This is a genomic window from Janthinobacterium sp. 17J80-10, from assembly GCF_004114795.1.
Classification (GTDB): domain Bacteria; phylum Pseudomonadota; class Gammaproteobacteria; order Burkholderiales; family Burkholderiaceae_D; genus Paucimonas.
Genome location: NZ_CP035311.1, coordinates 757274 through 781932, shown reverse-complemented (window position 1 = coordinate 781932; position 24659 = coordinate 757274). Strand labels below are relative to the sequence as shown.

The 24659-nt window shown below is 61.9% G+C and carries 21 protein-coding genes and 1 riboswitch; of the genes, 9 read left to right on the top strand and 12 right to left on the bottom strand.

Features of this window, described 5'->3' with window-relative positions; all coding sequences use genetic code 11:
• Positions 1-120: 120 nt before the first annotated feature.
• Positions 121-3750: an indolepyruvate ferredoxin oxidoreductase family protein gene (locus EKL02_RS03410; RefSeq protein ID WP_128900732.1), complete on the bottom strand. Its 3630-nt coding sequence runs from the start codon at positions 3748-3750 to the stop codon at positions 121-123.
• A 276-nt stretch (positions 3751-4026) separates the two neighbouring features.
• Between EKL02_RS03410 and EKL02_RS03405 the strand changes: the two genes are divergently transcribed.
• Positions 4027-4557, top strand: coding sequence for an EF-hand domain-containing protein (locus tag EKL02_RS03405; RefSeq protein WP_164931939.1), 531 nt, complete (start codon positions 4027-4029; stop codon positions 4555-4557).
• An 81-nt stretch (positions 4558-4638) separates the two neighbouring features.
• On the opposite strand, the gene EKL02_RS03400 is transcribed toward EKL02_RS03405, so the two are convergent.
• From EKL02_RS03400 to EKL02_RS03380, 5 genes are all read right to left on the bottom strand, one after another.
• Positions 4639-5313 carry a GNAT family N-acetyltransferase gene (locus tag EKL02_RS03400; protein WP_128900730.1) on the bottom strand — a complete coding sequence of 225 codons (675 nt, stop codon included), beginning with the start codon at positions 5311-5313 and terminating at the stop codon, positions 4639-4641.
• Positions 5314-5502: 189 nt separating this feature from the next.
• Positions 5503-6732: a multifunctional CCA addition/repair protein gene (locus tag EKL02_RS03395; RefSeq protein WP_128900729.1), complete on the bottom strand. Its 1230-nt coding sequence runs from the start codon at positions 6730-6732 to the stop codon at positions 5503-5505.
• Positions 6729-7439: a glutathione S-transferase family protein gene (locus EKL02_RS03390; protein WP_128900728.1), complete on the bottom strand. Its 711-nt coding sequence runs from the start codon at positions 7437-7439 to the stop codon at positions 6729-6731. Before EKL02_RS03390 ends, EKL02_RS03395 begins: the two co-directional genes overlap by 4 nt.
• Positions 7440-7540: 101 nt before the next feature.
• The gene (locus tag EKL02_RS03385; RefSeq protein WP_128900727.1) at positions 7541-8536 is read right to left on the bottom strand and encodes a complex I NDUFA9 subunit family protein; all 996 of its coding nucleotides are present in this window, start codon (positions 8534-8536) and stop codon (positions 7541-7543) included.
• Positions 8533-10467 carry a lytic transglycosylase domain-containing protein gene (locus tag EKL02_RS03380; protein ID WP_128900726.1) on the bottom strand — a complete coding sequence of 645 codons (1935 nt, stop codon included), beginning with the start codon at positions 10465-10467 and terminating at the stop codon, positions 8533-8535. Before EKL02_RS03380 ends, EKL02_RS03385 begins: the two co-directional genes overlap by 4 nt.
• 88 nt (positions 10468-10555) lie before the next feature.
• On the opposite strand from EKL02_RS03380, the gene EKL02_RS03375 reads away from it, so the two are divergent.
• A complete protein-coding gene (locus tag EKL02_RS03375) occupies positions 10556-11116 on the top strand; it encodes a 5-formyltetrahydrofolate cyclo-ligase (RefSeq protein ID WP_241687772.1) in 561 nt (186 codons plus the stop codon).
• Between the two features lie 36 nt (positions 11117-11152).
• On the opposite strand, the gene EKL02_RS18640 is transcribed toward EKL02_RS03375, so the two are convergent.
• The 6 genes from EKL02_RS18640 to metK form a co-directional block, all read right to left on the bottom strand.
• Complete coding sequence (locus tag EKL02_RS18640) at positions 11153-12652, bottom strand: methyl-accepting chemotaxis protein (RefSeq protein WP_277750574.1); 1500 nt, start codon at positions 12650-12652, stop codon at positions 11153-11155.
• Positions 12653-12912: 260 nt separating this feature from the next.
• Entirely contained in the window at positions 12913-13770 is an 858-nt protein-coding gene (gene metF, locus EKL02_RS03365; RefSeq protein ID WP_128900725.1) for a methylenetetrahydrofolate reductase [NAD(P)H], read from the bottom strand.
• The gene (locus EKL02_RS03360; protein WP_128900724.1) at positions 13767-14108 is read right to left on the bottom strand and encodes a phage holin family protein; all 342 of its coding nucleotides are present in this window, start codon (positions 14106-14108) and stop codon (positions 13767-13769) included. The genes metF and EKL02_RS03360 overlap by 4 nt, the downstream gene beginning before the upstream one ends.
• Before the next feature lie 75 nt (positions 14109-14183).
• A complete protein-coding gene (ahcY, locus tag EKL02_RS03355) occupies positions 14184-15608 on the bottom strand; it encodes an adenosylhomocysteinase (RefSeq protein WP_128900723.1) in 1425 nt (474 codons plus the stop codon).
• A gap of 27 nt (positions 15609-15635) precedes the next feature.
• Positions 15636-15715, bottom strand: a riboswitch (S-adenosyl-L-homocysteine riboswitch).
• 54 nt (positions 15716-15769) lie between these two features.
• Positions 15770-16741, bottom strand: coding sequence for a M14 family zinc carboxypeptidase (locus tag EKL02_RS03350; protein ID WP_128900722.1), 972 nt, complete (start codon positions 16739-16741; stop codon positions 15770-15772).
• A gap of 37 nt (positions 16742-16778) precedes the next feature.
• Positions 16779-17942 carry a methionine adenosyltransferase gene (metK, locus tag EKL02_RS03345; protein WP_128900721.1) on the bottom strand — a complete coding sequence of 388 codons (1164 nt, stop codon included), beginning with the start codon at positions 17940-17942 and terminating at the stop codon, positions 16779-16781.
• A 194-nt stretch (positions 17943-18136) separates the two neighbouring features.
• Between metK and EKL02_RS03340 the strand changes: the two genes are divergently transcribed.
• From EKL02_RS03340 to dksA, 7 genes are all read left to right on the top strand, one after another.
• On the top strand, positions 18137-18994 hold the full coding sequence (locus EKL02_RS03340; RefSeq protein WP_128903359.1) for a lysophospholipid acyltransferase family protein: 858 nt from the start codon (positions 18137-18139) through the stop codon (positions 18992-18994).
• Positions 18991-19857 carry a lipid A biosynthesis acyltransferase gene (locus EKL02_RS03335; RefSeq protein WP_128900720.1) on the top strand — a complete coding sequence of 289 codons (867 nt, stop codon included), beginning with the start codon at positions 18991-18993 and terminating at the stop codon, positions 19855-19857. Before EKL02_RS03340 ends, EKL02_RS03335 begins: the two co-directional genes overlap by 4 nt.
• A 45-nt stretch (positions 19858-19902) precedes the next feature.
• Positions 19903-20754: a diaminopimelate epimerase gene (dapF, locus tag EKL02_RS03330; protein ID WP_128900719.1), complete on the top strand. Its 852-nt coding sequence runs from the start codon at positions 19903-19905 to the stop codon at positions 20752-20754.
• 122 nt (positions 20755-20876) lie between these two features.
• Complete coding sequence (locus EKL02_RS03325) at positions 20877-21545, top strand: DUF484 family protein (protein ID WP_128900718.1); 669 nt, start codon at positions 20877-20879, stop codon at positions 21543-21545.
• A gap of 23 nt (positions 21546-21568) precedes the next feature.
• Positions 21569-22531 (top strand): tyrosine recombinase XerC, encoded by a 963-nt coding sequence (gene xerC, locus EKL02_RS03320; protein WP_128900717.1) that lies wholly within the window; start codon positions 21569-21571, stop codon positions 22529-22531.
• A gap of 40 nt (positions 22532-22571) precedes the next feature.
• Positions 22572-23633 carry a GTP-binding protein gene (locus EKL02_RS03315; protein ID WP_128900716.1) on the top strand — a complete coding sequence of 354 codons (1062 nt, stop codon included), beginning with the start codon at positions 22572-22574 and terminating at the stop codon, positions 23631-23633.
• 467 nt (positions 23634-24100) lie between these two features.
• Positions 24101-24505, top strand: a complete 405-nt coding sequence (gene dksA / locus EKL02_RS03310; RefSeq protein WP_128903358.1) for an RNA polymerase-binding protein DksA — start codon at positions 24101-24103, stop codon at positions 24503-24505.
• Positions 24506-24659: the final 154 nt, after the last annotated feature.

Genomic DNA, 24659 nt, shown 5'->3' with positions numbered 1-24659 from the left:
AAGTTTATTCTTCCCGTAGTCGAATTGATAATAATTAAACAAGAGTGGTTATCTTGCTCAAAAACATATTGCCCGGCTAGCTGCGGCGCCAACCGGAATGTGACGCCGCAGCCGGGATACTCAGGTCAGGGCAACCTGTTTCTTGTCCGCTGGCGCGGGCATGGGGGCAACGGGGGCATGAAACGCCGTCAGGAGGGTGGCTTCTTTTTCCCGCGCTTCACGCAGGTTGTGCTCCTTGATATGGCCGTAGCCGCGAATGGTTTCCGGAATGCTGGCAATCGCCACCGCCAGCGCCAGCTTGTCGGCATGCAGCTTCGGCAGGAGCGAGGCAATGGTTTGCCGGTACTGGCCGATCAGCGCGCGCTCCGTCCTGCGCTCCTGCGTATAGCCGAACACGTCGAGCGCCGAGCCGCGCAGGCGTTTCAGCGGCGCCAGGAGGCGGAATGCCTGCAGCATCCAGGGCCCGTATTCGCGCTTCACCAAATGGCCCCTGGCATCGCGCTTGGCCATCAGCGGCGGCGCCAGATGGTATTTGATCTTGTAATCGCCCTCGAACATGCCGGCGATCTTTTCCCGGAATGCAGGATCGGCGTGCAGGCGCGCCACCTCGTACTCATCCTTGTAGGCCATCAGCTTGAACAGGTAGCGCGCCACCGCATCCGTCAAACGGTGCGCGCGGCCATCGTGGCCCAGGCGGTTTTCCGCCGTACGCACCTCTTCGACAAAGTCGCGATATTGCTGCGCGTAGGCGGCGTTCTGATAAGCGGTAAGGAACTCGACGCGCAAGGCGATGACATCGTCGAGCCTGGGGTTGCGCTTGAACTCGATCACGTGCGCTGCGGCGTCCTCGGTGCGGGCCAGTTTTTCAACTGCGGCGAGGTCGCAGGCCGCATGCCGGCCCCAGGCAAACGCCTGGCGATTGAACTCGACCGACACGGCATTCAGTTCGATGGCCCGCACCAGGGCGTCCAGGCCGAGCGGCACCCAGCCCTTTTGCCAGGCGTAACCCAGCATGAACATGTTGGTGGCGATGGTGTCGCCCATCAGTGTGGCCGCTACATGACCGGCATTGATGAAATCGACGCGCTCGCGGCCGCAGGCAGTCCTGATCTGCTCTTCCGCCGACGCGCCCGGATATTGCCAGTCGGGGTTACGGATGAATGCTGACGTGGGTGCGCCGGTCGTGTTGACGGCGGCGTGAGTCTTGCCTTCCCCCATGCGCGTCAGGGCATCGCGGCCGGCGGCGACAATGACGTCGCAGCCGATCACCAGATCGGCCATGCCGGTGCCGACACGTGTGGAGAACAGGGCATCCTGGCGCTCGCAGATGCGCACATGCGACATCACCGGGCCACCCTTCTGCGCCAGCCCGCTCATGTCGAGGACAGTACAGCCCTTGCCCTCGATGTGGGCGGCCATGGCGAGGATCTGGCCGATGGTAATGACGCCGGTACCGCCAATGCCGCACACGAGGATATTGAAGGGCACTGCCGCAGCAGGCAGCGCCGGCAGCGGCAGGCTGGTTGCGGGAGATGCACCCTGCGCGCCCGCAACCAGCGCTCCCTTGACGGGTGCCGGGCGCTTCAGGGCGCCGCCTTCGACCGTGACAAAGCTCGGGCAAAAACCTTCCAGGCACGAGTAATCCTTGTTGCAGGAAGACTGGTTGATCTGGCGCTTGCGGCCGAATGGCGTTTCCAGCGGCTCCACCGACAGGCAGTTGGATTTCACGCTGCAGTCGCCGCAGCCTTCGCACACGGACTCGTTGATCACGACGCGACGGGCCGGATCGGGATAGGCATGCTGCTTGCGGCGCCGGCGCTTTTCTGCAGCGCAGGTCTGGTCGTAAATCACTGCCGACACGCCGCGGACTTCGCGCAGCTCGCGCTGCACATCGTCAAGCTCGCGCCGGTGGCGGATGACGACGCCCGCAGCCCACTCGGTGCCGTCGGGATACTTGTCCGGTTCATCCGTTATCACCACGATGGGTGTCACGCCTTCGGCGGCGAGCTGGCGCGAAATGCGCGCCGGATCGAGCGGGCCATCGACATGCTGGCCGCCGGTCATCGCCACGGCATCGTTGTACAGGACCTTGTAAGTGATATTCACCTGCGCCGCGACGGCGGCGCGGATGGCCAGGATACCGGAGTGAAAATAGGTGCCGTCGCCGAGGTTGGCAAACACGTGCGGCTCGTTCGTGAAAGGCGCATGGCCGATCCAGGTGGCGCCCTCCGCGCCCATGTGCGTAAATGTCGATGTTTCGCGGTCCATCCACAACACCATGTAGTGGCAACCGATGCCAGCCAGCGCGCGGCTGCCTGTTGGCAGGTTGGTCGAGGTGTTGTGCGGGCAGCCGGAACAGAAATGCGGCAGGCGGTCCGTCGCCGGATTGGGCGCGGTGCTGACCGCTTGCAGCACCGCATCCTTAGCTTCCAGGTAAGCGATGCGTTCGCGCACGCGCGCCTCGACCGGATGGCCGGCGAAGTACTTGCTGATGCGGCTGGCAATTGCCCGCGCAATCTGCGCCGGCGACAGTTCGTAAGTGGCCGGCAACAGCCAGTGGCCATGCCCCTCGCGGTGCGGGTTGCTCCATTCGCCGCTGTCGTCGAACTTGCCTACCACGCGCGGGCGCACATCGTCGCGCCAGTTATACAGCTCTTCCTTCAACTGGTATTCCAGCAGCTGGCGTTTTTCCTCGACCACCAGGATTTCTTCCAGCCCCTGGGCAAAGTCGCGCACGCCCTCGGCTTCCAGCGGCCAGGTCATGCCGACCTTATAGAGGCGAATGCCGATGTCGCGCGCAACGTCCTCGTCGATGCCGAGATCGGCCAGGGCCTGGCGCGTATCGAGGTAGGATTTGCCGGCGGTGATGATGCCAATCTTCGCGCGCGGACTGTCCCAGACAATCCGGTTGAGGCGGTTGCGGCGCGCATAGGCCAGCGCCGCATACCACTTGAAGTTGTTCATGCGCGCTTCCTGCTCGAGCACCGCATCCGGCCAGCGGATATTCAAGCCGCCTGGCGGCAGCGCGAAGTCTTCCGGCAGCGCGATCTGCACCCGGTCAGGGTCGAGATCGACCACGGCGCCGGATTCGACCAGGTCGGTCACGCATTTCATGGCGACCCACAGGCCGGTGTAGCGGCTCATGGCCCAGCCATGCAAGCCATAGTCGAGATACTCCTGCACCGAGGCGGGATACAGCACGGGGATGCCGCACGCCTTGAGGATATGTTCGCTCTGGTGCGCCGTGGTGGAAGACTTGGCGGCGTGGTCGTCGCCGACTGCCAGCAATACACCGCCATGGGCACTGGAACCGGCCATGTTGGCATGCTTGAAGACATCGCCGCAGCGGTCCACGCCCGGCCCCTTGCCATACCAGAGTGAAAACACGCCTTCGTATTGCGCCCCCGGGAAGAGGTTGACTTGCTGCGTGCCCCATACCGCCGTGGCGGCCAGGTCCTCATTCATGCCGGGATGAAATTTTACCTGGTGCGCTTCCAGGTGCTTCTGCGCTTTCATCGCGGTCAGGTCGACATTGCCCAGTGGCGAGCCGCGATAGCCGCTGATGTAGCCGGCTGTATTCAGCCCGGCTGCCTGGTCGCGCTGGTGCTGCAGCATCGGCAGGCGGACCAGGGCTTGCGTTCCGGTCAGGAAAGCCCTGCCACGCGCAAGCGTGAATTTGTCGTCGAGGGAAATAGCGTCCTGGCGCGGCGCCTGTACGAGGGCCTGCCCGGGAAGTAGCGGTGCATTCATGCGATTTGTCTCCGTGCCAAAAATCGTGTCTTTGGAGGTGCTGCGGCGTGTTTTTCACGTCATCATGTACCAGGGCCTCGTGAGCCCGGCTTGTACATTGTAGACCCTAACACAGGTACAGGGAGGGCTCTATGCGCGCCGCAGCAAAGCCTGCTCGCGCAAGCTGTAACAGGCGCACGTAACAGGCGTAACAATCGGTAAGCGGCCTAGGGGAATGGGGTGGCAGGGGGTTTAATGAATCCAAGCCGATACGGCTCTACTCAAGGAGAAAGCAACATGCAAGTCAAAGTCATTACCGGCCTGGTGGCCGGCCTGTTTGCTGCAGGCATCGCCATTGCCCAATCGACCCCGCCGGTACCTGCCAGCACCAGTGCAGCCCCTGCTGCTGCAGCGACGGCGCCTGCCGACAGGATGGCGCGCCCCCACCACCGCCACGGCAATCCCATTGCCCAGCTCGACAAGGACAAGGATGGCGCGATCAGCCGTGCCGAGGCAGCCGACCACCCGCTGCTGTCCAAGGGCTTCGACGCCGCCGATACCAACAAGGATGGCAAGCTGTCGAAAGAAGAATTGCAGGCAACGCATGACGCCATGCGCAGCAAGCATCAGGAACGCCACGAAGCCAGCTTCAAGGCAGCAGACAAGGATGGGGATGGTGCTCTGAGCCTGCAGGAAGCCGAGGCAGCGGCGCGCGAAAGAACCGCGCGCATGTTCGAGCGGCTCGACGCCAACAAGGATGGCAAGTTGACGCAGGAGGAAATGCGCGCCGGCCGCGGGCATCACCACAAGGGCGGCAAGGCTGGCTAAGCGCCAGCTTCGCAGGCACGTTCCTGGAACGGGCCTGCCTTGCCCTGCCCCGGCCTCCCGGCGTACTGCGGGAAGCTTTTTTCAGTCGTTCTTGATGCCGGGCAGGGTCTTGATGAATTTTCCGAGCGCGCGGGTATTGGCTTTCAGGGTGTAGTCGAGGCTGGCGACCTGCTCGTCAAACACTTCCTGCAAATGGCTGGCGGGGTCGGCCGGCGGCAACCGCAGATACGCGTCGGTTTCGCCGTGGTCGCGGTGAATCGTCATGCCTGCCTTGATGGCAATATGCATCATGGGCTCGTTGGAACTCAGGCAATGCACGTACAAGGTGTCAATATCATCATTGCGGCAGTGCATCGCCGCCCGCTCGAAAAGCCGGGTGCCGATGCCTTGGCCGCGATACGGCGCCAGTACCGATACCCCGAATTCTGCAATGCGCTCGCGAACCGTGGCACCTGCCAGGCTGGGCATGGCACCGCGTGGCGTGTAGGCCAGATGCCCGACTGCCACCAGCCTTAAGGCATCGTCATAGACACCGAAAACCGCATCACGGGCAAAATTGATTTTCTGAACGTAACGGGTGAGCAGTTCATCCGGCAACGCGCTGCCAAAACGCATTTGGCGCTCCGGCTCGTCGAGCGCGAGGAAATGCATCAGCAATCGACGGCGGTCACGCTCCGTCAGTTCCTTGATGCGAACCGATGGATGCGGTGCCTTGGGCTCCCCCAGGACATTGCCTAGAATTTCGTCGGAAACCATCAAACTTCCCATCTTGAATCGCCCGGATGCTGCGGCGCACAAAACCATTTTAGGCGCTTTGTGTGTTCTCGGGGAATAAACAGGATCGCCGGATTTGAGAAATCCGGTATTTGCACGCATTTCCTCGGCTAAATTACAACAATATTTCCACCAAGAAATTTAATTAAGAATGAAATTACCGGGAAGAAATTAATTGTTCGTCGTTGCCGTTATTGCCGCGGCGACTGCGGCAACCCGTGCAGCATGGATAGCTTCGGCAATTTTCTGCGGCTGACCGGCAAACTGGCTTGCAACTGCGCCTGCATCGACATGACGCGCCGCCGCCAGGAGGGCTTCCAGGTAATCTGCCTGTGGAAATGCCTGTTCTTCAAAACCGGTGCGACCGCGCTGATCGCACTGGGCAGCGCACAGCATGTCAACAAAACGCTGCGGCTTGCGAAAGCCATCGCATCGCTCGAACAGCTTGACCACCGTATTGGCACGCAATTCCGGCGCGCGCGCGACATTGCCATGCTCGCGCGCCGTCATCACCGCCAGGTCGCGGCACTCATTGGGGATTTTCAGGCGCTGGCAGGCTTGCTCGACCAGTTCCACACTATGCGCCTCGTGGCCATGGTGGGCGGGCCAGTTTTCCGAGGGCGTGACGCCCTTGCCGAGGTCGTGCGCCAGTACGGCGAAGCGGATCGGCAGGGAATATCCTGCGCGCGCGGCGCAATCGAGCGCCAGCATGACATGCACGCCGGTGTCGATTTCGGGATGGTGTTTTTCCGGCTGCGGCACGCCCCACAAGGCATCCAGCTCCGGCAGGATGCGCGCAAGGGCCCCACAGGCACGCAAGACTTCGAACATGCGCGACGGCGCCGCTTCCATCAAGCCGCGCGCCAGCTCTTGCCAGACCCGCTCCGGCACCAATGCATCGACTTCGCCGGCCGCCACCATCTGCTGCATCAATTGCAGGGTTTGCGGCGCCACCGTGAAATCCGCAAAGCGCGCCGCAAACCGCGCCAGGCGCAGGATGCGCACCGGGTCTTCGGCAAAGGCGTCGGAGACATGGCGAAAGATGCGCGCCGCAAGATCCGCCTGGCCATTGAAGGGGTCCGTCAGGCTGCCGTCCTCAGCCTGGGCAATGGCGTTGATGGTGAGGTCGCGCCGGCGCAAGTCCTCTTCCAGCGTGACGTCGGCATCGGCATGAAAGACAAAACCCTTGTAGCCCGGCGCGGTCTTGCGCTCGGTGCGCGCCAGCGCATATTCCTCATGCGTTTGCGGATGCAGAAAGACCGGGAAATCCTTGCCCACGGGCGTAAAGCCTTGTGCCAGCATGTCGGCGGGTGTGGCGCCAACCACGACATAATCGCGGTCTTGCACGGGCAGGCCGAGCAAGCCGTCGCGCACTGCGCCGCCGACGGTATAGATCTTCATGGATAGGTATCGTATTTCGCCACCGCAAAGGGCTCGGTCAACGCTGCGGCGATCCATTCCGCCACTGCCGGATGGGCGGTGACGCGCTCGCAATAGGCCTGCAGCGCCGGCGCCAGCGTCACGCCATAGGTGGCAAAACGCATGACCACCGGTGCAAAATAGGCATCGGCAACCGAGAATGCACCGAACAGGTATTCATGGTGACCGAATTGCGACAGGCAGTCTTCCCAGATCTCGCTGATGCGGCCAATGTCGCCTTGCGCGCCCGGCGTCCTGCCCTTGCCGGGAAAGCGGGCGCGGATATTCATCCACATCGCCTGCCGCAAGTCGCCAAAGCCGGAGTGCATTTCAGCGCAGATGCTGCGCGCCGTGGCGCGCGCGGCAACATTGGTCGGCCACAAGTGCTTTTCCGGGAATTGCTCGGCCAGGTATTCGCAGATTGCCAGAGAATCCCAGATAGTGATTTCGCCGTGCAAGAGCACCGGCACGCGTCCGGCTGCGGAATAACGCGCGATGTCGTCTGCCGTGCCGGGTTGTCCGAGGTTCACCTGGATTTCCCTGAAAGGGATGCCGAAGGCCTTCAGGACGACCCAGGGCCGCATGGACCATGACGAATAGTTTTTATTGGCGATCACCAGGGTCAGCTGGTTCTTGCCAGCGTCGCTCAAGGTCTGTGCCAGAGTAGGATCAAGTTCGGTGGATTGCATCGTTTGCGTAGCGGTTGGGGCGGTTCAATTATGGAACCTTACCACAGCGCAAAGCCTTGCGGCTGCCCGTCCTGGCATCAGCGACTGCCGGCAACGACAGGCTATTCCCGGCCCTTGTGGCGAAACATGTCGGCCCGGTTGATGTCGCGCGCCAGGTAGGAAGGCACCACCGCTTCCAGCGCAGTGGGGATGATATCCAGCTCGGAGGCGATCGGCAGGCGGGCGACATTATCGACCCGCATCGAATCCAGGTTGTCGCGGCTCATGAGCGGACCGCCCGGTGCATGTTCCAGGAACCAGGCTTCGACGCGCGCCAGCATTGGCGGCAAGCCCACGACAGGATGCGGGTGGCCGCTGACTTCACCGGCCAGCCCTACCAGTTCGCGCAGGGTATAGACGCGCGGCCCGGCCAACTCGTAGACGTGGCCGATGGTATGGGGATTTTCCAGGGCATGGATATAGGCCGTGGCGACATCGCCGACGAACACCGGCTGAAATTTGGCATCCGCGCCGCCCAGCGGTATTACCGGCAGCATTTTTTGCAAGCTGGCGAACATGTTGAGGAAATGGTCGCCTTCGCCGAATACCACTGCCGGACGGAAGATAGTCACCCCCACGGCTGAACTGGAACAGGCAGCAGCTTCGCCGTCGGCCTTGGAACGCAGGTACATCGAGGGAGCATCGCGATCGGCGCCGAGCGCGCTCATGTGAAGGAGGCGGGTGATCCCCGTTGCAACGCAGGCGGCAACGATTTTTTTCGGCAGCTCGACATGGGCACGTGCAAAATCGCTCCCATACCGTGCCCCGGACGCCGCCGGCTTGCCATGGAGAATTCCCACCAGGTTGATGACGGCATCCATGCCATCCATCAGGTGACGCAACTGTGCATCGTCATGGATATCGGCGACGGCGGTATCCACATTGGGCAAAACCAGCAAGTGGCGGGCATTGTCTTCATGCCGGGTCGGCACGCGCACGCGGTAATCGTGCGCAGAGAGCTGGGCGACCAGATGACTGCCAATAAAACCCGAACCGCCGATGACCAGCACGGCAGGATATTTGCGGTCGACATCCGGCGAGTTTTCCAGCCCGGTCATTGCTGTTCTGTTTGCACCATTCCTTTCGGGGTTACCGTACCCAGCCGCGCCTTCAGCGACTGGGGCTTGCCCTCAAACAAGGCCGCGTAATACGTTGCATTCGACAAGACATTTTTGACATAGCCGCGCGTTTCCGAGAACGGAATCGTTTCGGCGAAAATTGCACCTTCCACTGTCCTGGTCAGCGTCGACCTCCAGGCGCGCGGCCTGCCCGGGCCTGCGTTGTAGGCAGCGGTTGCCAAGGCTTGTGAACCGTCCAATTCCGTCAAGACCATATTCAGATAGTTTGTACCAAGCGCGATATTGGTGTCGACATGATTGACTTGTGCATGATCGAAATCAGTCATGCCAATCTTTTTTGCCACCAGGCGAGCCGTCGCCGGCATCAACTGCATCAAGCCGGATGCCCCCACATGCGATTTGGCATGCATGATGAAGCGCGATTCCTGCCTGATCAAACCATATACCCATGCCATATCCATGCCGAGCGATTGCGTGGTGCGGTACATGACATCGCGAAACGGTGTCGGAAAGCGCTGGTCAAAATCATGTTCCGAGCGCGTGCGGTCGGCACTGTTGACCATGCGGTCAAGGACATTGTTTTGCCGCGCAAACTCGGCTGCCGCTAAAAATTCGCGCTCGCTTTTCATGTGCCGCATTTCCCAGTTCCATTCGCGCACGCCCTCGAAACGCAGATCCATGGCAAAGAATTTCAGCGCGCGGCGCAAACCGGCATTGGCTTCCGTCGCAGCCAGTTCGGCCGCTGTCACCGGGGTGGCTGCTTGTGGAATGGAAATTTTCTGCGCCAGTTCCTCGGTGGCCAACTGGCCATAAAAATGGAACTGGTCGGCAATCGAACGGTAAAGTTGCCGCGCGTCCTCGTCCTTGCCCGCGGCCTGCAATGCGCGCCCGCGCCAGTACACCCACGCCGGATCATTGCGCAGCGCTTCCGGCATCGCCTCGATGCCGCTCCTGACCGACCGCCAGTCTTCGTTGCGCAAGGCAATGCGCACTTTCCATTGCTGCCCTTCCGGCGACAGCGGCGCGCCTTGCGCTCGGGTCCACCAGGTCGCCGCTTCGGGCGCCAGCTTGTAGGATGCCTGCAAGGCGATCTGCGCCCAGCCGAGCGCCTGCTCTTTCGCCGAAAGCTTGTCTTCCGCCCGCATCGACAGCGCATTGGCAGCTTGCTCGGGGCTCTGCTTGGCAGCACGACCCAGCGCAACGATAAAGGTCTCGCGCTCAGCGCGGCCGCTGCCCACGCCACGCGCGACAAACACCACCGGGTGCTCGATGGCCAGCCCGACGCGTTTTTCATCGCCGCCTGCCAACGGCGCCAGGCGCCGCGCAACCGCGGCCTGGCCGTTTTCTGCCGCCAGGCGAATCTGCGCCCAGACATCATCCGCATTGAACTGGCCAGCCTCGACAAGGGCAGAAACCAGCGTCTGGCATGCCTCGCCATACTCCTTGGGCGAAGTCAGCAACGCACGCGCATCGTCCGCCACCGTGGCGCCGCGCGACAGCTTCGACAGCAACGCATAACACTTGACCTGCATGTCGTCGTTGACCACGTACAGCGGCAACTGGGCGTCGAACGCGGCCCAGTCGCGCTTCCTGCCCAACTCCAGCAGCCAGTCGTTACGCAAGCGGTCGGCGATCGCCGTGCCGTCGTAGCGGGCCAGGTAGTCGCGGATCTCGGCGCCCGAGGCATCCTTCAGGCGCGGCTTCAGGCGGTAGTAATCCACATACGAAGGAATGGCATAATTCGGCAAACGTGCCGCCAGCTCGCCCGCCTGCGCAGCGTCATTGCGGCGTGCGGCATCGCGAAGGGCCATGAAGATATCGTCATCGCCGGCGGCATGCGCGACAGGCAAGGCCAGTACAATAGCCACGACTGAAAATACCAGACTGGCAACCCGCGTTAAGGAAGACATTGTTTTTAACCCCTGAAACTTCGTTTTCAAACCCATTTATCCTGATTGTTATTACCTGCAATTAGCATAGCACGACCAATAGCCCGCCATGACCGCACTTCTGCCCGACAAAAACTGCCTGCGCAAAGACCTGATTGCACAACGCCAGGCAAGCGCCGCCGACGAGCGCGCGACATGGGATGCCGCCATTGGCAAACACTTACGGCACTTGCTGGAACGGCAACCAGCGCAAGCCATCGGGGCATTCTGGCCAATGCGCAGCGAACCTGACTTGCGCCGGCTCTTCGCAGAATGGGCCGCAGCCGGCGTGAAATTGGCCTTGCCGGTTGTTATCGACCCGGATTTGCCGCTGAAGTTCTTGGCCTGGATGCCCGGAGACCCACTGACCAAAGATGCCATGGGCGTGTGGGTGCCAGCCGGCGCCAGCGGGGAAGTGACGCCCGACCTGCTGTTGGTGCCATGCGTTGGATACAATCGGGAACGATTCAGACTTGGTTACGGCGGCGGCTTTTACGACCGCACCCTGGCAAACGTGCCGAGGCCACGCGCCATCGGCATAGCCTACGCCTGCGCGCGTGCCGACTTTACTGTAGAAGCGCATGACATTGCGCTGGATGCGATCGTTACCGAAGCCGGTATTGATGAATAGCCATGAAGGTATCACCGCACATGAAGCGGCGTAGTCTCAAGTCTTGTAAAAACCGCAGGCAACCACCAGGTCGTCGCAAATCTCGAAGTATGCCGATTTGACCATGGTCTCCTTGCTCACCGGATGGACCCACTTGTAGTCCGTCCAGCCATCGCCCTTGGACCGGGCCATGCTGACCATTTCGCTGACGAAGAAACGGCCGTCGGTATCCTTGATCTTCGACCAGTCCTGCCCCCACAGGCGGCGGTTGGCGCCATGGGCGACAATGCTGCCGTCGGTCGAATAGATGCTGATGTACAGGTCGCGGTCGATGAAATCACCCTTGCTCATCTTGTTGACTTCGTCGATCAGGGCGGCACGGCCGTGGCCGCGCATGAAGTCGACGCCGGCACGCACGATATCGGCAGCTTCCTCGGCATTGCCGAATTCGCGCGCGCCGAGATTGAAGATGGAGACCGCCTGCGACAATCCCACTGCCTGCTCCTGCAGGCTGGCGGCGGTCCGCATGGCCTCCTCCACCAGCGCGGCATTCTGCTGGGTGGTGGCGTCGATCTGCATCACCGCCTTGTTGATTTCATCGATGCCGCTGCTTTGCTCGGTGCTGGCACCGGCGATTTCGCTCATGATGCTGGCAACACGGTTGACGTTGGAGACGATCTCGCTCATGGTGCTGCCGGCATTGTCGACCAGGCGGCTGCCGGCATCGACCTTTTCCACCGAATTGGAAATCAGCCCGGTAATTTCCTTGGCCGCAGCCGCGCTGCGTTGCGCCAGGGTGCGCACTTCGGCGGCCACCACGGCAAAGCCACGGCCCTGCTCGCCGGCGCGCGCCGCTTCCACGGCGGCGTTCAAGGCGAGGATATTGGTCTGGAAGGCGATGCCGTCGATGACGGAAATGATGTCGACGATCTTGCGCGAGCTTTCCTTGATCGATCCCATGGTTTGCACCACGCTGCCGACCACTTCGCCGCCCTTGACCGCGGAGGCGGCCGCCGAGGCCACCAGCTGGTTGGCCTGGCGCGCATTTTCGGCATTCTGCCGCACAGTCGACGTCAGCTCTTCCATGGAGGAAGCGGTCTCTTCCAGCGAACTTGCCTGGGCTTCCGTGCGCGAAGACAGCGCAGTATTGTCGGCCGCAATCAGGCCGGAGGTGGCAGCGACCGCAGTGGTGCCGGAACGCACGTGGGCGACGATCTTGAACATGCGCTCGCTGGTTTCTTGCAGCGCGCGTTGCAGTTCGCCCAACTCACCGCCGGCATTCGCCTCGAAGGGTTCGCTCAGGTCGCCGGCCGCCATGCGCCGGGCAACGGCAGTTGCGGTCGTGAGGGGCGCGGCAATGCCGCGGCGCAGCCACCAGGCCAGGGCAATGCCGGTCACCACGATAAACAAGGCAAGCCCGACGACATAGCCCGTGGCACTGCTGCCGGCTTGCGCAAGGCTGGTGCCGGCAACTGCTGCAAGAACGACAACCAGCCCCAGGAGAATTCCGAAGCCGACGGCAAGGCGCGTGCCGATTTTAAGATTTGCGAGATTCATTATTTGTTCTGGTCCCAGTCTCCACCAAACCATGCGGTGCTGAGCCATCATAAACCAACTATTGCTCGATGGACACCCGCCTTGGGCTTTTTAGACGATATAGCCACACCGGGCGCACACGGCCACCGGCCGCACAAACACCCTGCCCCATGCTGCCAGCATAATCGCGAAAAAGGAAAACAAATGTGGAAAAAAGGGGAGGAATCAGCATCTCCTCCCCTTCAGGCGCGTGGTGCGCCGCAATAGTGATGCGCGCCTGCTCAGCGCGCCAGCTGCTGCCAGATCGCCGTGGTCGGCCCGGCCTGGTTCAATGTATAAAAATGCAATCCCGGCACACCCCCCGCCAGCAGACGCTCGCACATCCGCGTCACCACATCCAGGCCGAAGGCGCGGATGGACTCGGTGTCGTCGCCGTAGCTGGCCAGCTTCAGGCGGATCCAGCGCGGAATTTCCGCGCCGCACATATCGGAAAAGCGCGTCAGCTGGGTGTAATTCGTGATCGGCATGATGCCGGCCACGATCGGCACTTCCACGCCTGCCGCGCGCGCATCGTCGACGAAACGGAAGTAGGCATCGGCATTGTAGAAATACTGGGTGATGGCGGAATCGGCGCCGGCTTTTACCTTGCGCACGAAATTCTGCAAATCGTCCTGCGGCGACTTGGCCTGCGGATGCATTTCCGGATAGGCGGCAGTCTCGATATGGAACCAGTCGCCGGTTTCCGCGCGAATGAACTCGATGAGCTCGCTGGCGTAATGGAATTCATGGCCGTTGCTGCCGACGGCGCCATAGCCGCTGGGCAGGTCACCCCGCAAGGCAACCAGGCGGCGAATGCCGTGCGCCTTGTATTCAGCGAGGATGGCGCGCAATTCTTCCGGCGAGCGGCCGATGCACGACAGGTGCGGGGCGGCGTCATGGCCCTCCTTGCGGATTTCCAGCACGGTGTCGCGCGTGCCGGCCTGGGTTGAGCCGCCGGCGCCGAAAGTCACCGAGAAATAAGCCGGCTTGAGCACGGCCAGCTGCGTGCGCACGGCGCGCAGCTTTTCCACGCCCTCGGCTGTGCGGGGTGGAAAAAACTCGATGCTGAAATTGGATTGAACGGATGAAGAATTCGTCATTTGCTTAACAATAATGAGGAAAGTGCCCAGGAAATCAGGCTGTACACCAGGGCGCCGCCGACCGCGGGCCAGAAGCCGCCCACGTAAAAACCCGGCACCAGGCGCCCGGCCAGCCAGAACAGCACGCCATTGATGACCAGGATGAACAGGCCCAGCGTCAGGAGCGTCACCGGCAGCGTCAGGATCACCAGCAGCGGCTTGATCAGGGTATTGATCAGCCCCAGCACCAGCGCGGCGAGCAGCGCAACGCCAAAACTACGGATCTTGATCGAGTCGATCAGGTAAGGCAGGACGAACAGGGCCGCAGCATTGATCAACCAGGTCAGCAACAATCGCATGGCATACTCCTTGGGCTTGGCGCAACGCGCAGCCGGCGTCCCGGTTCGGGGGCCGGCTGCGCAATCGACGCCGGATCAGTAACGGTAGTGGTCCGGCTTGTACGGGCCGACTTTTTGCACACCGATATAGTTGGCTTGCTCTTCGGTCAGCGTCGTCAGTTGCGCATTGAGCTTTTTGAGCTGCAGGCGCGCCACTTTTTCATCCAGATGCTTGGGCAAGGTGTACACGCCCACCGGATATGCCTTGGTGTTGGTGAACAGCTCGATTTGCGCAATGGTCTGGTTGGCGAACGACGAACTCATCACGTAGGACGGATGCCCCGTGCCGCAACCGAGGTTGACCAGGCGGCCTTCGGCCAGCAGGATGATGCGCTTGCCATCCGGGAAAATGATGTGATCGACCTGCGGCTTGATGTTTTCCCAGGTGTACTGCTTCAGCGCGGCGACTTCGATTTCATTGTCGAAGTGGCCGATGTTGCAGACGATCGCCTGGTCCTTCATCTTCTTCATGTGCGCTTCGGTGATCACATGGTAATTGCCGGTGCAAGTGACGAAGATATCGCCGTGCTCGGCGGCGTAATCCATGGTCACCACGCGATAGCCTTCCATGGCTGCCTGCAACGCGCAGATCGGATCGATCTCGGTGACCCAGACTTGCGCCGACAGTGCGCGCATTGCCTGCGCCGAGCCCTTGCCGACATCGCCATAACCGGCAATGACGGCAACCTTACCAGCGATCATGACGTCGGTGGCGCGCTTGATGCCGTCCACCAGCGATTCGCGGCAGCCGTAAAGGTTGTCGAACTTGGACTTGGTCACGGAGTCGTTGACGTTAATCGCCGGGAAAGCCAGCTTGCCTTCCTTGTGCATCTGGTACAGGCGATGCACGCCGGTGGTGGTTTCCTCGGTCACGCCCTTGATCTGCGCCAGGCGGGTGGAATACCAGGTCGGGTCGGTGGCCAGCTTTTTCTTGATTGAGTTGAACAGGCACACGGCTTCTTCGGAATCCGGGTTATTCAGGACGCTGGCATCCTTTTCCGCACGGGTCCCCAGATGCAGCAGCAAAGTCGCATCACCGCCATCGTCGAGAATCATGTTGGCTTGCTCGCCTTGCCCCCAGTCGAAAATGCGATGGGTGAAATCCCAGTATTCATCCAGGTTCTCGCCCTTGAAGGCGAATACCGGCGTGCCGTTGGCGGCGATGGCGGCGGCGGCATGGTCCTGGGTCGAATAGATGTTGCAGGAAGCCCAGCGCACCTTGGCGCCCAGCGCTTCGAGCGTCTGGATCAGCACGGCAGTCTGGATGGTCATGTGCAGCGAACCGGTGATGCGCGCGCCCTTCAGGGGCTGCGCTGCCGCGAATTCTTCGCGGATGGCCATGAGGCCCGGCATTTCGGTTTCGGCGATCTTGATTTCCTTGCGGCCCCAATCGGCCAGGCTCAGATCAGCGACGAAGAAATCTTGGGTGGAATCTTTGGAATTTGAAACTACGGCGTTCATCACGCCCTCCTTTCGATGAGAAAAAAAGTAACGTGAGCGCCGTTGCGAATACAACCTGGTCCAAGCCTGGCATGGCGAGCCGCCATGCTGCAACGCTCCTTGGAACAAATATTATAACCGAGTTTGCACCGGCAATATGCTGGCGCGACTCGTGATGCAACCTATTGCCGGCTGGCGGAAACTTGCCGGATGCCCGCTTCCACCTCGTGCCTTTGCGGCACGTTGCGCTGTATCCAGGCCAGCATGTCGTCCCAGATTTTCCTGGATTCGGCATCGCTGGGCATGGTCAATGCATGCGGCAATTCGATGGTAATGATCGGCACCTTCTTGTGCATGCCGCTGTAGTTGCCGAGCGAGCCGGGATACACCCCGACCGGCGTAAATACCAGCCTGCCAAACTTGCGCGGCGGCTGTACCGGTCCATCGAAATCAAGCACGCCAAAAGGTGCATGCACCGAAATTACCACGTCCGGGTCGAAACGGGCGATTTCCTCGTTAACCCAGCGGCTCTCGGGTTCCGACAGCGGCTGCTCGCCGGGATAGCGGCGTGGGTCGCGGCCAGTGTGCTTGACCCAGTACTTCGGCGCTTCCTGATGCCAGTCCGGCGTAGGGAAATTGCGATTGAGGTCGACGCCATTGGCATTCATGCGCGTAGGCTTGTCGGTCAAAAAGCCGTCCGGATTCACCACTGGCGCCACGCTCCAGTGGAAATCCCGGGCAGGCGCCAGGTGCATCCACTGCATCCACTTGAAAACGATGGCGGGAGAAGTCAGTTCATCACCGTGGATGCCGCCCAACAGCAGCACCCTGATCGACGGCTTGCCGTCCTTGCCTGCATGTACCGCCGAGATTTCGCGGCGCAAGATCGGAAACCCCTGCACCGAAAGCGCACCGCTGGGAGACAGGCCTGTCTGCCGGCAGGTGTCGGCAGACAGGCTTGCCAGCCGTCCGGCAAAACGCTGGCACCAGTCAACTTGAGGCGCAGCCTGGGACGGCGCGGGATTGGCCGCCGCCGTCCCGGACCCCGGCGACACTGCCGTGCCGGATTGTTCTGGCGTGCACGCTGCCAGGACGGCAACTGCGGCAGCCGCCAGCAAGCGACAGCGGATCACGGAAAAAAAGCCGTCAGCCATTGATGATGATGCGCAAGGCGGCTGCCAACATCAGTCCTTACAGCCCGGCCGCTGCACGCAGCGCCTGGGCTTTGTCGGTGCGCTCCCACGAGAATTCCGGTTCTTCGCGGCCGAAGTGGCCGTAAGCGGCGCTCTTCTGGTAAATCGGGCGCAGCAGGTCGAGCATTTGCACGATGCCCTTCGGACGCAAATCGAAGTGCTCGCGCACCAGTTGCGCCAGCTTCTCGTCGCTTACCTTGCCGGTGCCAAAGGTGGTCACCATCACCGACGTCGGCTGGGCAATGCCGATTGCATACGACACCTGGATCTGGCAACGCGTAGCCAGGCCGGCGGCGACGATGTTCTTGGCCACGTAGCGGCCGGCATAGGCGGCCGAACGGTCCACCTTGGACGGGTCCTTGCCGGAGAAGGCGCCGCCGCCGTGCGGGGCTGCGCCGCCGTAGGTATCGACAATGATCTTGCGACCGGTCAGGCCGCAATCGCCCTGCGGGCCGCCGATGACGAAACGGCCGGTCGGGTTCACCAGGTAACGGGTGTCCTTGAGCCAATCGGCCGGCAGCACCGGCTTGATGATCAGTTCGATTGCCGCCTCTTCGATGGCCTTGTGCGACATTTCCGGCGCATGCTGGGTCGACAACACGATGGTATCGATGGCAACAGGCTTGCCGTCCACGTATTTCAGCGTGACTTGCGACTTGGCGTCCGGGCGCAGCCAGGGCAGGCGGCCATCCTTGCGCAGCTGCGACTGGCGCTCGACGATGCGGTGGGCGTAATAAATTGCCGCCGGCATGAGTTCCGGGGTTTCGTCGCAGGCGTAACCGAACATCAGGCCCTGGTCGCCGGCGCCCTGGTCGAGGTCGATCCCCTTGCCTTCATCAACGCCCTGAGCGATATCGGGGGATTGCTTGTCGTAGGCCACCAGCACTGCGCAGCTCTTGTAATCGATACCAAAGTCGGCATTGTCGTAACCGATGCGCTTGATGGTCTCACGGGCGACATTGATGTAGTCGACGTTGGCGGTCGTGGTGATCTCGCCGGCCAGCACAACCAGGCCGGTGTTGCAGAGGGTTTCGGCTGCGACGCGCGCCTTGGGGTCCTGCGCCAGAATGGCGTCAAGAATGGCGTCCGAAATCTGGTCGGCGACTTTGTCAGGGTGGCCTTCGGAAACGGATTCCGAAGTAAAGAGGTATTCATTTGCCATCGCAGGCTCCTTTGAAAAATTGACCATGAATGTCGCGGCCAAAGCATTTGAGCCTGCGACGCTTTAGCGAAATTTGTAGACCGCCTCGCAAGTTGTCATTAACTCGGCGGTATTGCGCGGCGAGATCTCGCCACTCATTCCATGCTATTTTACGCGTCTTGGAAAAAATCGGCAAAAAATACCTGTCAGCGCTGATGCTCGTCAACTTGTTCCGCCTCCTCTCCCACCTGCCGCTGCGCATGCTCCATGCACTCGGAACGGCTCTCGGCTGGCTGGTCTATCTGGCCGACCCAGGTTATCGGCGTAGACTGAAAGACAATATCACGCGCGCCGGCCATGGCGCGCGCCTGCACGCGGCAATCACCGAAGCCGGCAAGAACATCATGGAGCTGCCCTTCATCTGGTGCGCCCGTCCGGAACGCGTACTGCCGCTGGCGCACAGCGACGACTGGCCGATGGTGCAAGGCGTGCTCGACCAGGGCCACGGCATCATTTTCCTGACGCCGCACCTGGGTTGCTTTGAAATCCTGGCGCAAAGCTTCGCCGCGCGCCATCCCCTGACTGTCCTGTACCGCCCGCCGCGCAAGGCAGCGCTCAAGCCGCTGGTCGAGGATGCGCGCGCGCGCACCAACCTGGCGCTGGCGCCGGCCAACCTGGCGGGCGTGCGCATTCTGCTCAAGGCCCTGAAACGGGGCGAGCCGATCGGACTTTTGCCCGACCAGGTGCCGCAAAACGGCGAAGGCGTATGGGCCGATTTTTTCGGCAAGCCGGCCTACACCATGACCTTGCCGGCAAAGCTGCGGCAAATGTCGGATGCGCCCATCGTGCTGGCCTACGCCAGGCGGCTGCCGCGCGGCGCCGGATATGAACTGTATTTTGCGCCCTTCGAAGGCGACCTGGGCGACACCCCGGAACAGCAGGCGCGCGCCGTCAACGCCGCCATGGAAAAATTGATCGCGCGCTGCCCGGAACAGTATTTCTGGAGCTACAACCGTTACAAGATTCCCGCCGGCGTCACCGCCCCCGCCACCAGCCAAGCGGAGCGCCCATGAGATTGCTTCTGGCATTGATGTGGCTGCTGCACTGGCTGCCATTGCCGCTATTGGGGCGCTTGGGGGAGGCCGTCGGCACCGTGCTTTACATTCTTATCGGCAAGCGCCGCCGCATTGCCTTGACTAACCTGGCCATGTGCATGCCGGAAGTGCCGGAACGGCAACGACGCGCCGTCGCCCGCCGGCACTTCCAGGCCTACACGCGCAGCATTCTTGAACGCGGCATCCTCTGGTGGGCACCGGAAGCGCGCCTGCGACGCCTGATCCGGGTCGAACCGGGCGTGCCGCTTGCGCAGATCCAGGCCGGCCCGACCATCCTGCTGTGCCCGCATTTCGTTTGCCTCGATGTGGCCGGGGTAGCGGTACTGCTGGAGACGTCGCTGTGTTCGATCTACATGGAGCAGCGCAACAAGGTCGCCGATGCCGCCTTGCGCCGCGGCCGTACGCGCTTTCGCCCGATCAAGCTGCTCAGCCGCGCCGAAGGCGTCAAGCCCATCCTGCGCGCCATGCGCGACGGCCTGCCCTACTTCATGCTCCCCGACATGGATTTCGGCATCAAGGATGCGGAATTTGTGCCGTTTTTCGGCGTTCCCGCCGCGACCCTGACCGCGCCTGCACGCATTGCCGCGACCACCGGCGCCAAGGTCATCCCGGTGGTCGCTACCTTCCTGCCCGGCTACCGCGGCTGGCAGGTCAAATTCTTCCCGCCCGTACCGGATTTTCCGGGCGACGACTTGCTTGACGCTACCCGCCGCATGAACGCCTTTATCGAAGCGCGCGTGCGCGAAGCGCCGGCCGAGTATTTCTGGACGCACAAGCGCTTCAAGACCCGCCCGGCGGGCGAGCCAGGCTTCTACGGCTAGTGTCCTGGGTGGGCAATGCCGCAGGCGCGCGGCTATAATCGCTGCATGAAAATCAAATTCACCAAAATGCACGGCGCCGGCAACGACTTTGTCGTGCTCGACGCCATCCACCAGGACATCGCGTTCACGCCCGCGCAATGGCAGGCCCTGGGCGACCGCCGCTTCGGCGTGGGTGCCGACCAGATGCTGGTGATCGAAAAATCGCAAACCCCCGGGGTCGACTTCCGTTATCGCATTTTCAATGCCGATGGCGGCGAGGTCGAACAGTGCGGCAATGGCGCGCGCGCCTTCGTCAAGTTCGTCATCGACAAGGGACTGACCGACAAGCGCGCCATCCGTGTCGAGACCATGTCCGGCATTATCGAACCGACCATGCAGGACGACGGCCGCATTACCGTGGACATGGGCGCGCCCGTTCTGGCGCCTGCGCAAGTGCCGTTCGACGCCGCCGGCCTGCACGCCGTGGCGCAAGGTGAAGACCGCCTGTGGCCGCTGGAAATCAACGGCAAGACCGTTTTATTTTCCACAGTTTCGATGGGCAATCCGCACGCCGTGCAGGTAGTCGACGATGCCGACGCCGCCCCGGTGGAACAGGATGGCCCGGCCATCGAGCACCACCCGCGCTTTCCCAGGCGGGTCAATGCCGGATTCATGCAAGTGATCGACCGCCGCCACGTCAAGTTGCGCGTCTTCGAACGCGGCGCCGGCGAAACCCTGGCCTGCGGCACCGGCGCTTGCGCCGCAGTCGTGGCAGGCATCCGCCGCGGCCTGCTCGACTCCCCCGTCGCGGTCGCCACGCGCGGCGGCGATTTGTCCATCGCCTGGGACGGCGGCAGCAGCCACGTCATGCTGACAGGCCCGGCCGTCACCGTGTTCGAGGGCGAAATTGACATTTGATGCGCGAAATTCAATGCGCGAGAATGGATGCGCGATTTGTGCAGGATTGACGATGTACAATGTGCGCACCCTGCGCAGGACGCATGCCCTGCGGTTTTCACTGATCTCCGGCCCCAACCACGATGACTGCCCAACTCGATTCCCAATCCGTCGCTCTGTACCTCATCGAACATCCGCAATTCTTTGAAGAACACGCGGACTTGCTGGCGCAAGTCAAGCTGACCAGCCCGCTGGTGGGACGTGCCGTATCGCTGCAGGAGCGGCAGATGGAAGTGCTGCGCCACAAGTACCATGCACTGGAGCTGCGGCTGGCGGAATTGATCCGCATCGGCCACGAAAACGACGAAATCGCCGACAAATTCCAGCGCTGGGCGCGCGCCTTGCTCCTGGCGCGCAATGACGTCGACCTGCCGCATGTGCTGATCGACGGCCTGCAAAGCATCTTCGGCGTGCCCTACGCCACGCTGCGCCTGTGGAACGTGGCGCCAGACTTTTCCCATACCTGGTTTGCCGCCGATGTCTCCGACGACGCCCGCCTGTTTGCCAATGGCCTGAACGGCCCCTTCTGCGGGCGCAACAACGATTTCGAAGTCGCCTCCTGGATCGACGAGGCCCAGGCGATCGAATCGGTCGCCATCCTGCCGCTGCGCCGCGACGGCGCCGCCGAAGCCTTCGGCCTGCTCGTGCTGGGCTCGCCCGAAGCCAGCCGCTTCACTTCCGACATGGCCACCGATTTCCTTGCCAGGATTGGCGACTGCGCCGGCGCGGCCATGACCTGCCTGCTCGACTAGGCGGCAGGCGGCATGGGGACGCGGTGAGCAAGGCCGGCAACCAGGACTGGCTGGAGAGTTACCTGGACAGCCTGGAAACCCAGCGCAAGCTGGCCGCGCACACCATCGTCAACTACCGCCGCGACCTGGCGGAACTGTCCGCCCTGGCGTCACGCGCCGATGGCCTCGGCGAGGCATTTTCACTGGACGCGCTGAACCATTTCCATATCCGCAAGTTCGCCGCGCAATTGCATGCGCAAGGCCAGAGTGGCGCCAGCATCGCCCGCAAGCTGTCTTCCTGGCGCGGCTTTTACACCTGGCTGGCAAAGCAGACCGCATTGCCAGCCAATCCGGTCGAAGGCGTCAAGGCGCCCAGGCGCGGCAAGCCGCTGCCCAAGGCGCTGTCGGCCGATGATGCTGTGCGCCTGGTAGCGCAGGCCAACCCGCGCAAGGATGCCAATGCCGCCGGCGAACTGTGCAACCGCGCCATGTTCGAGTTGCTGTATTCCAGCGGCTTGCGAATTTCAGAGCTGGTGCAGCTCGACCTCCGCTACGCCAGGGAGCATGGCCACGAATCGTCCGGCTGGATCGATTTCGATGCAGCCGAAGTGCGGGTGACCGGCAAGGGCGGCAAGATGCGCCAGGTGCCGGTAGGAAGCGCGGCGCTGCAGGCGCTGACCGCTTGGATCGGCGTGCGCCCGGCGCTGGTCAAGCTGGACCCGCATCCGCTGTTTCTCACCGAACGCGGCAGCCGCATGTCGGCGCGCCTGGTGCAGATGCGCATCAAGGCGCATGCCAGGGCGCTCGACATTCCTGCGGACGTCCATCCGCACATGCTGCGCCACTCGTTCGCCTCGCACGTGCTGCAATCCTCCGGCGACCTGCGCGCCGTGCAGGAAATGCTCGGCCATGCCTCGATTGCCGCCACCCAGATTTACACCGCGCTGGACTTCCAGCGGCTGGCAAAAGTGTACGATGCGGCGCATCCGCGCGCAAAAAAGAAGTAGTACGCTATCCCCTTAGAAGACAAATGACTGACCGATCGCCATGGCACTGATTCCGACCACCATCCTCACCGGCTTTCTCGGCGCCGGCAAAACCACATTGCTCAACCGCATCCTGCAGGAAGCACACGGCCACAAGATCGCCGTTATCGAAAACGAATTCGGCCCGGAAAATATCGACAATGCCATCCTGGTGCGCGACAGCAACGAGCAAATCGTCGAGATGAATAACGGCTGCATCTGCTGCACCGTGCGCGGCGACCTGATCGAAGCGCTCGGCAACCTGGCGCGCCAGCGCGCCGCCGGCACGCTGCACTTTGACCGCGTGGTGATCGAAACCACGGGCCTGGCGAACCCGGGCCCGGTGGCGCAGACTTTTTTCATGGATGATGAAGTCGCGTCGCACTACATGCTGGACGCCATCATCACCGTGGTCGATGCCCGCCACGCCATGCAGCAGCTTGATGCCCAGGAAGAGGCGCAGCGCCAGGTCGGTTTCGCCGACCGCCTCCTGTTGTCGAAAACCGATCTGGTCGACGAAGATGCCATCGAAGCCCTGACGCAACGGCTGCGCCGCATCAACCCGCGCGCGCCGGTCGCCCGCGCTGATTTCGGCCGTGTGCCGATTGCCGAGGTGCTGGATCTGAAGGGGTTTAACCTCAACGACAAGCTGGAAATCGATCCCGACTTCCTGCGCGCGGAAGAAGCAAGTCACCACGCGCACGGGGACCAGTGCGGCGCCGATTGCCAGCACGATCACGGGCATGCGCATGGCAACCACCCTGAGCATGGGCACCATCACCATCACGACGAGATCGCGGCCTTCGCCTTCACCAGCGAGCGCCCGTTCGACACCCTGAAACTGGATGAATTCCTCGGCCATATCATCCAGGTCTTTGGCCCGCAGTTATTGCGCTACAAAGGGATCCTGTGGATGGCAGGCGGCGACCGCAAGGTGGTATTTCAGGGCGTGCACCAGATGATGGGCACGGACCTGGGCGCGAAATGGCTGGAAAACGAGCAGCGTCAAAGCAAAATGGTATTTATCGGAAAAGACTTGCCGAAGGACGTTATTATTGGCGGCTTACAACAATGTTTGGTATAACTTCGTGTCACGGAAAAGCCAGCGCGGATTAAAATATCTCTTTAGCAACACTTTGATCCAAAAGGCCGGCGACCTTCCGATGCGAAATTTGCAATAAAAAGCAATGTTCGTAAAATCTGCAGTAAAACTGCTGTAAAATCCGTGACCGTGAAAAATACCGTGTCAGGCGTCGTCAATTCGGCAACAATATAGGCGGCGAACAAGAAGCCTGTGATGAAACACGGTAATTGCGCATTTCCCCGGCACGCACTTGCTGCCGGCAGTTAACAAAATGGCGAACTCGATTGCTGTGGTGTCAGCGAAGTCTGCAAACGCCCCAGGCAATTCGGCAAAACCAGCCCGACGCATGAGCCAGACCATTGCGTTGCAGGTTTTACGAGTCAATCGAAGCCGCCGTCGTTTCGAAAGTACGCGAAGTGGCCACCAAAACAAGCAAGTCGACTACTGCAAGCCCTGCCGAGGGCACCCTGCTGACTGAAGAGCAAATCCTGAAGATGGGCGAAAAGGATTACATGAACGAGGCGCAGCTGGCCTTTTTCAAAGCACGCCTGCAACAGCTCGAACGGGATTTGCGCAAGAACGCCGACGAAACTACCGAGCACTTGCGTGAAACCGTCCTGGTTCCGGATCCTGCCGACCGCGCCACGATCGAGGAAGAACATGCGCTGGAATTGCGCACCCGCGACCGCGAGCGCAAGCTGCTCAAGAAAGTCCAGCAATCGATCGCTTCCATCGACTCCGGCGATTATGGCTGGTGCGAGGAAACCGGCGACCCGATCGGCATCCCGCGCCTGCTGGCCAGGCCGACCGCGACTCTGTCGCTGGAGGCCCAACAGCGCCGCGAGCTCAAGCAAAAACTCTACGGCGACTGAACGTCGCCACCCGCCCGCCGGCGCCATGCCGACGGGCGCATCCTGCCGGCGGCGGCATCACGCCGCCAGCGGGGGCAAGCACACTTCCTCCCCGGCCGGTTCGCCCCCCACGCCTTCGCCACCCTGATCGCTGTATTGCCTGCGCTGGAAACTG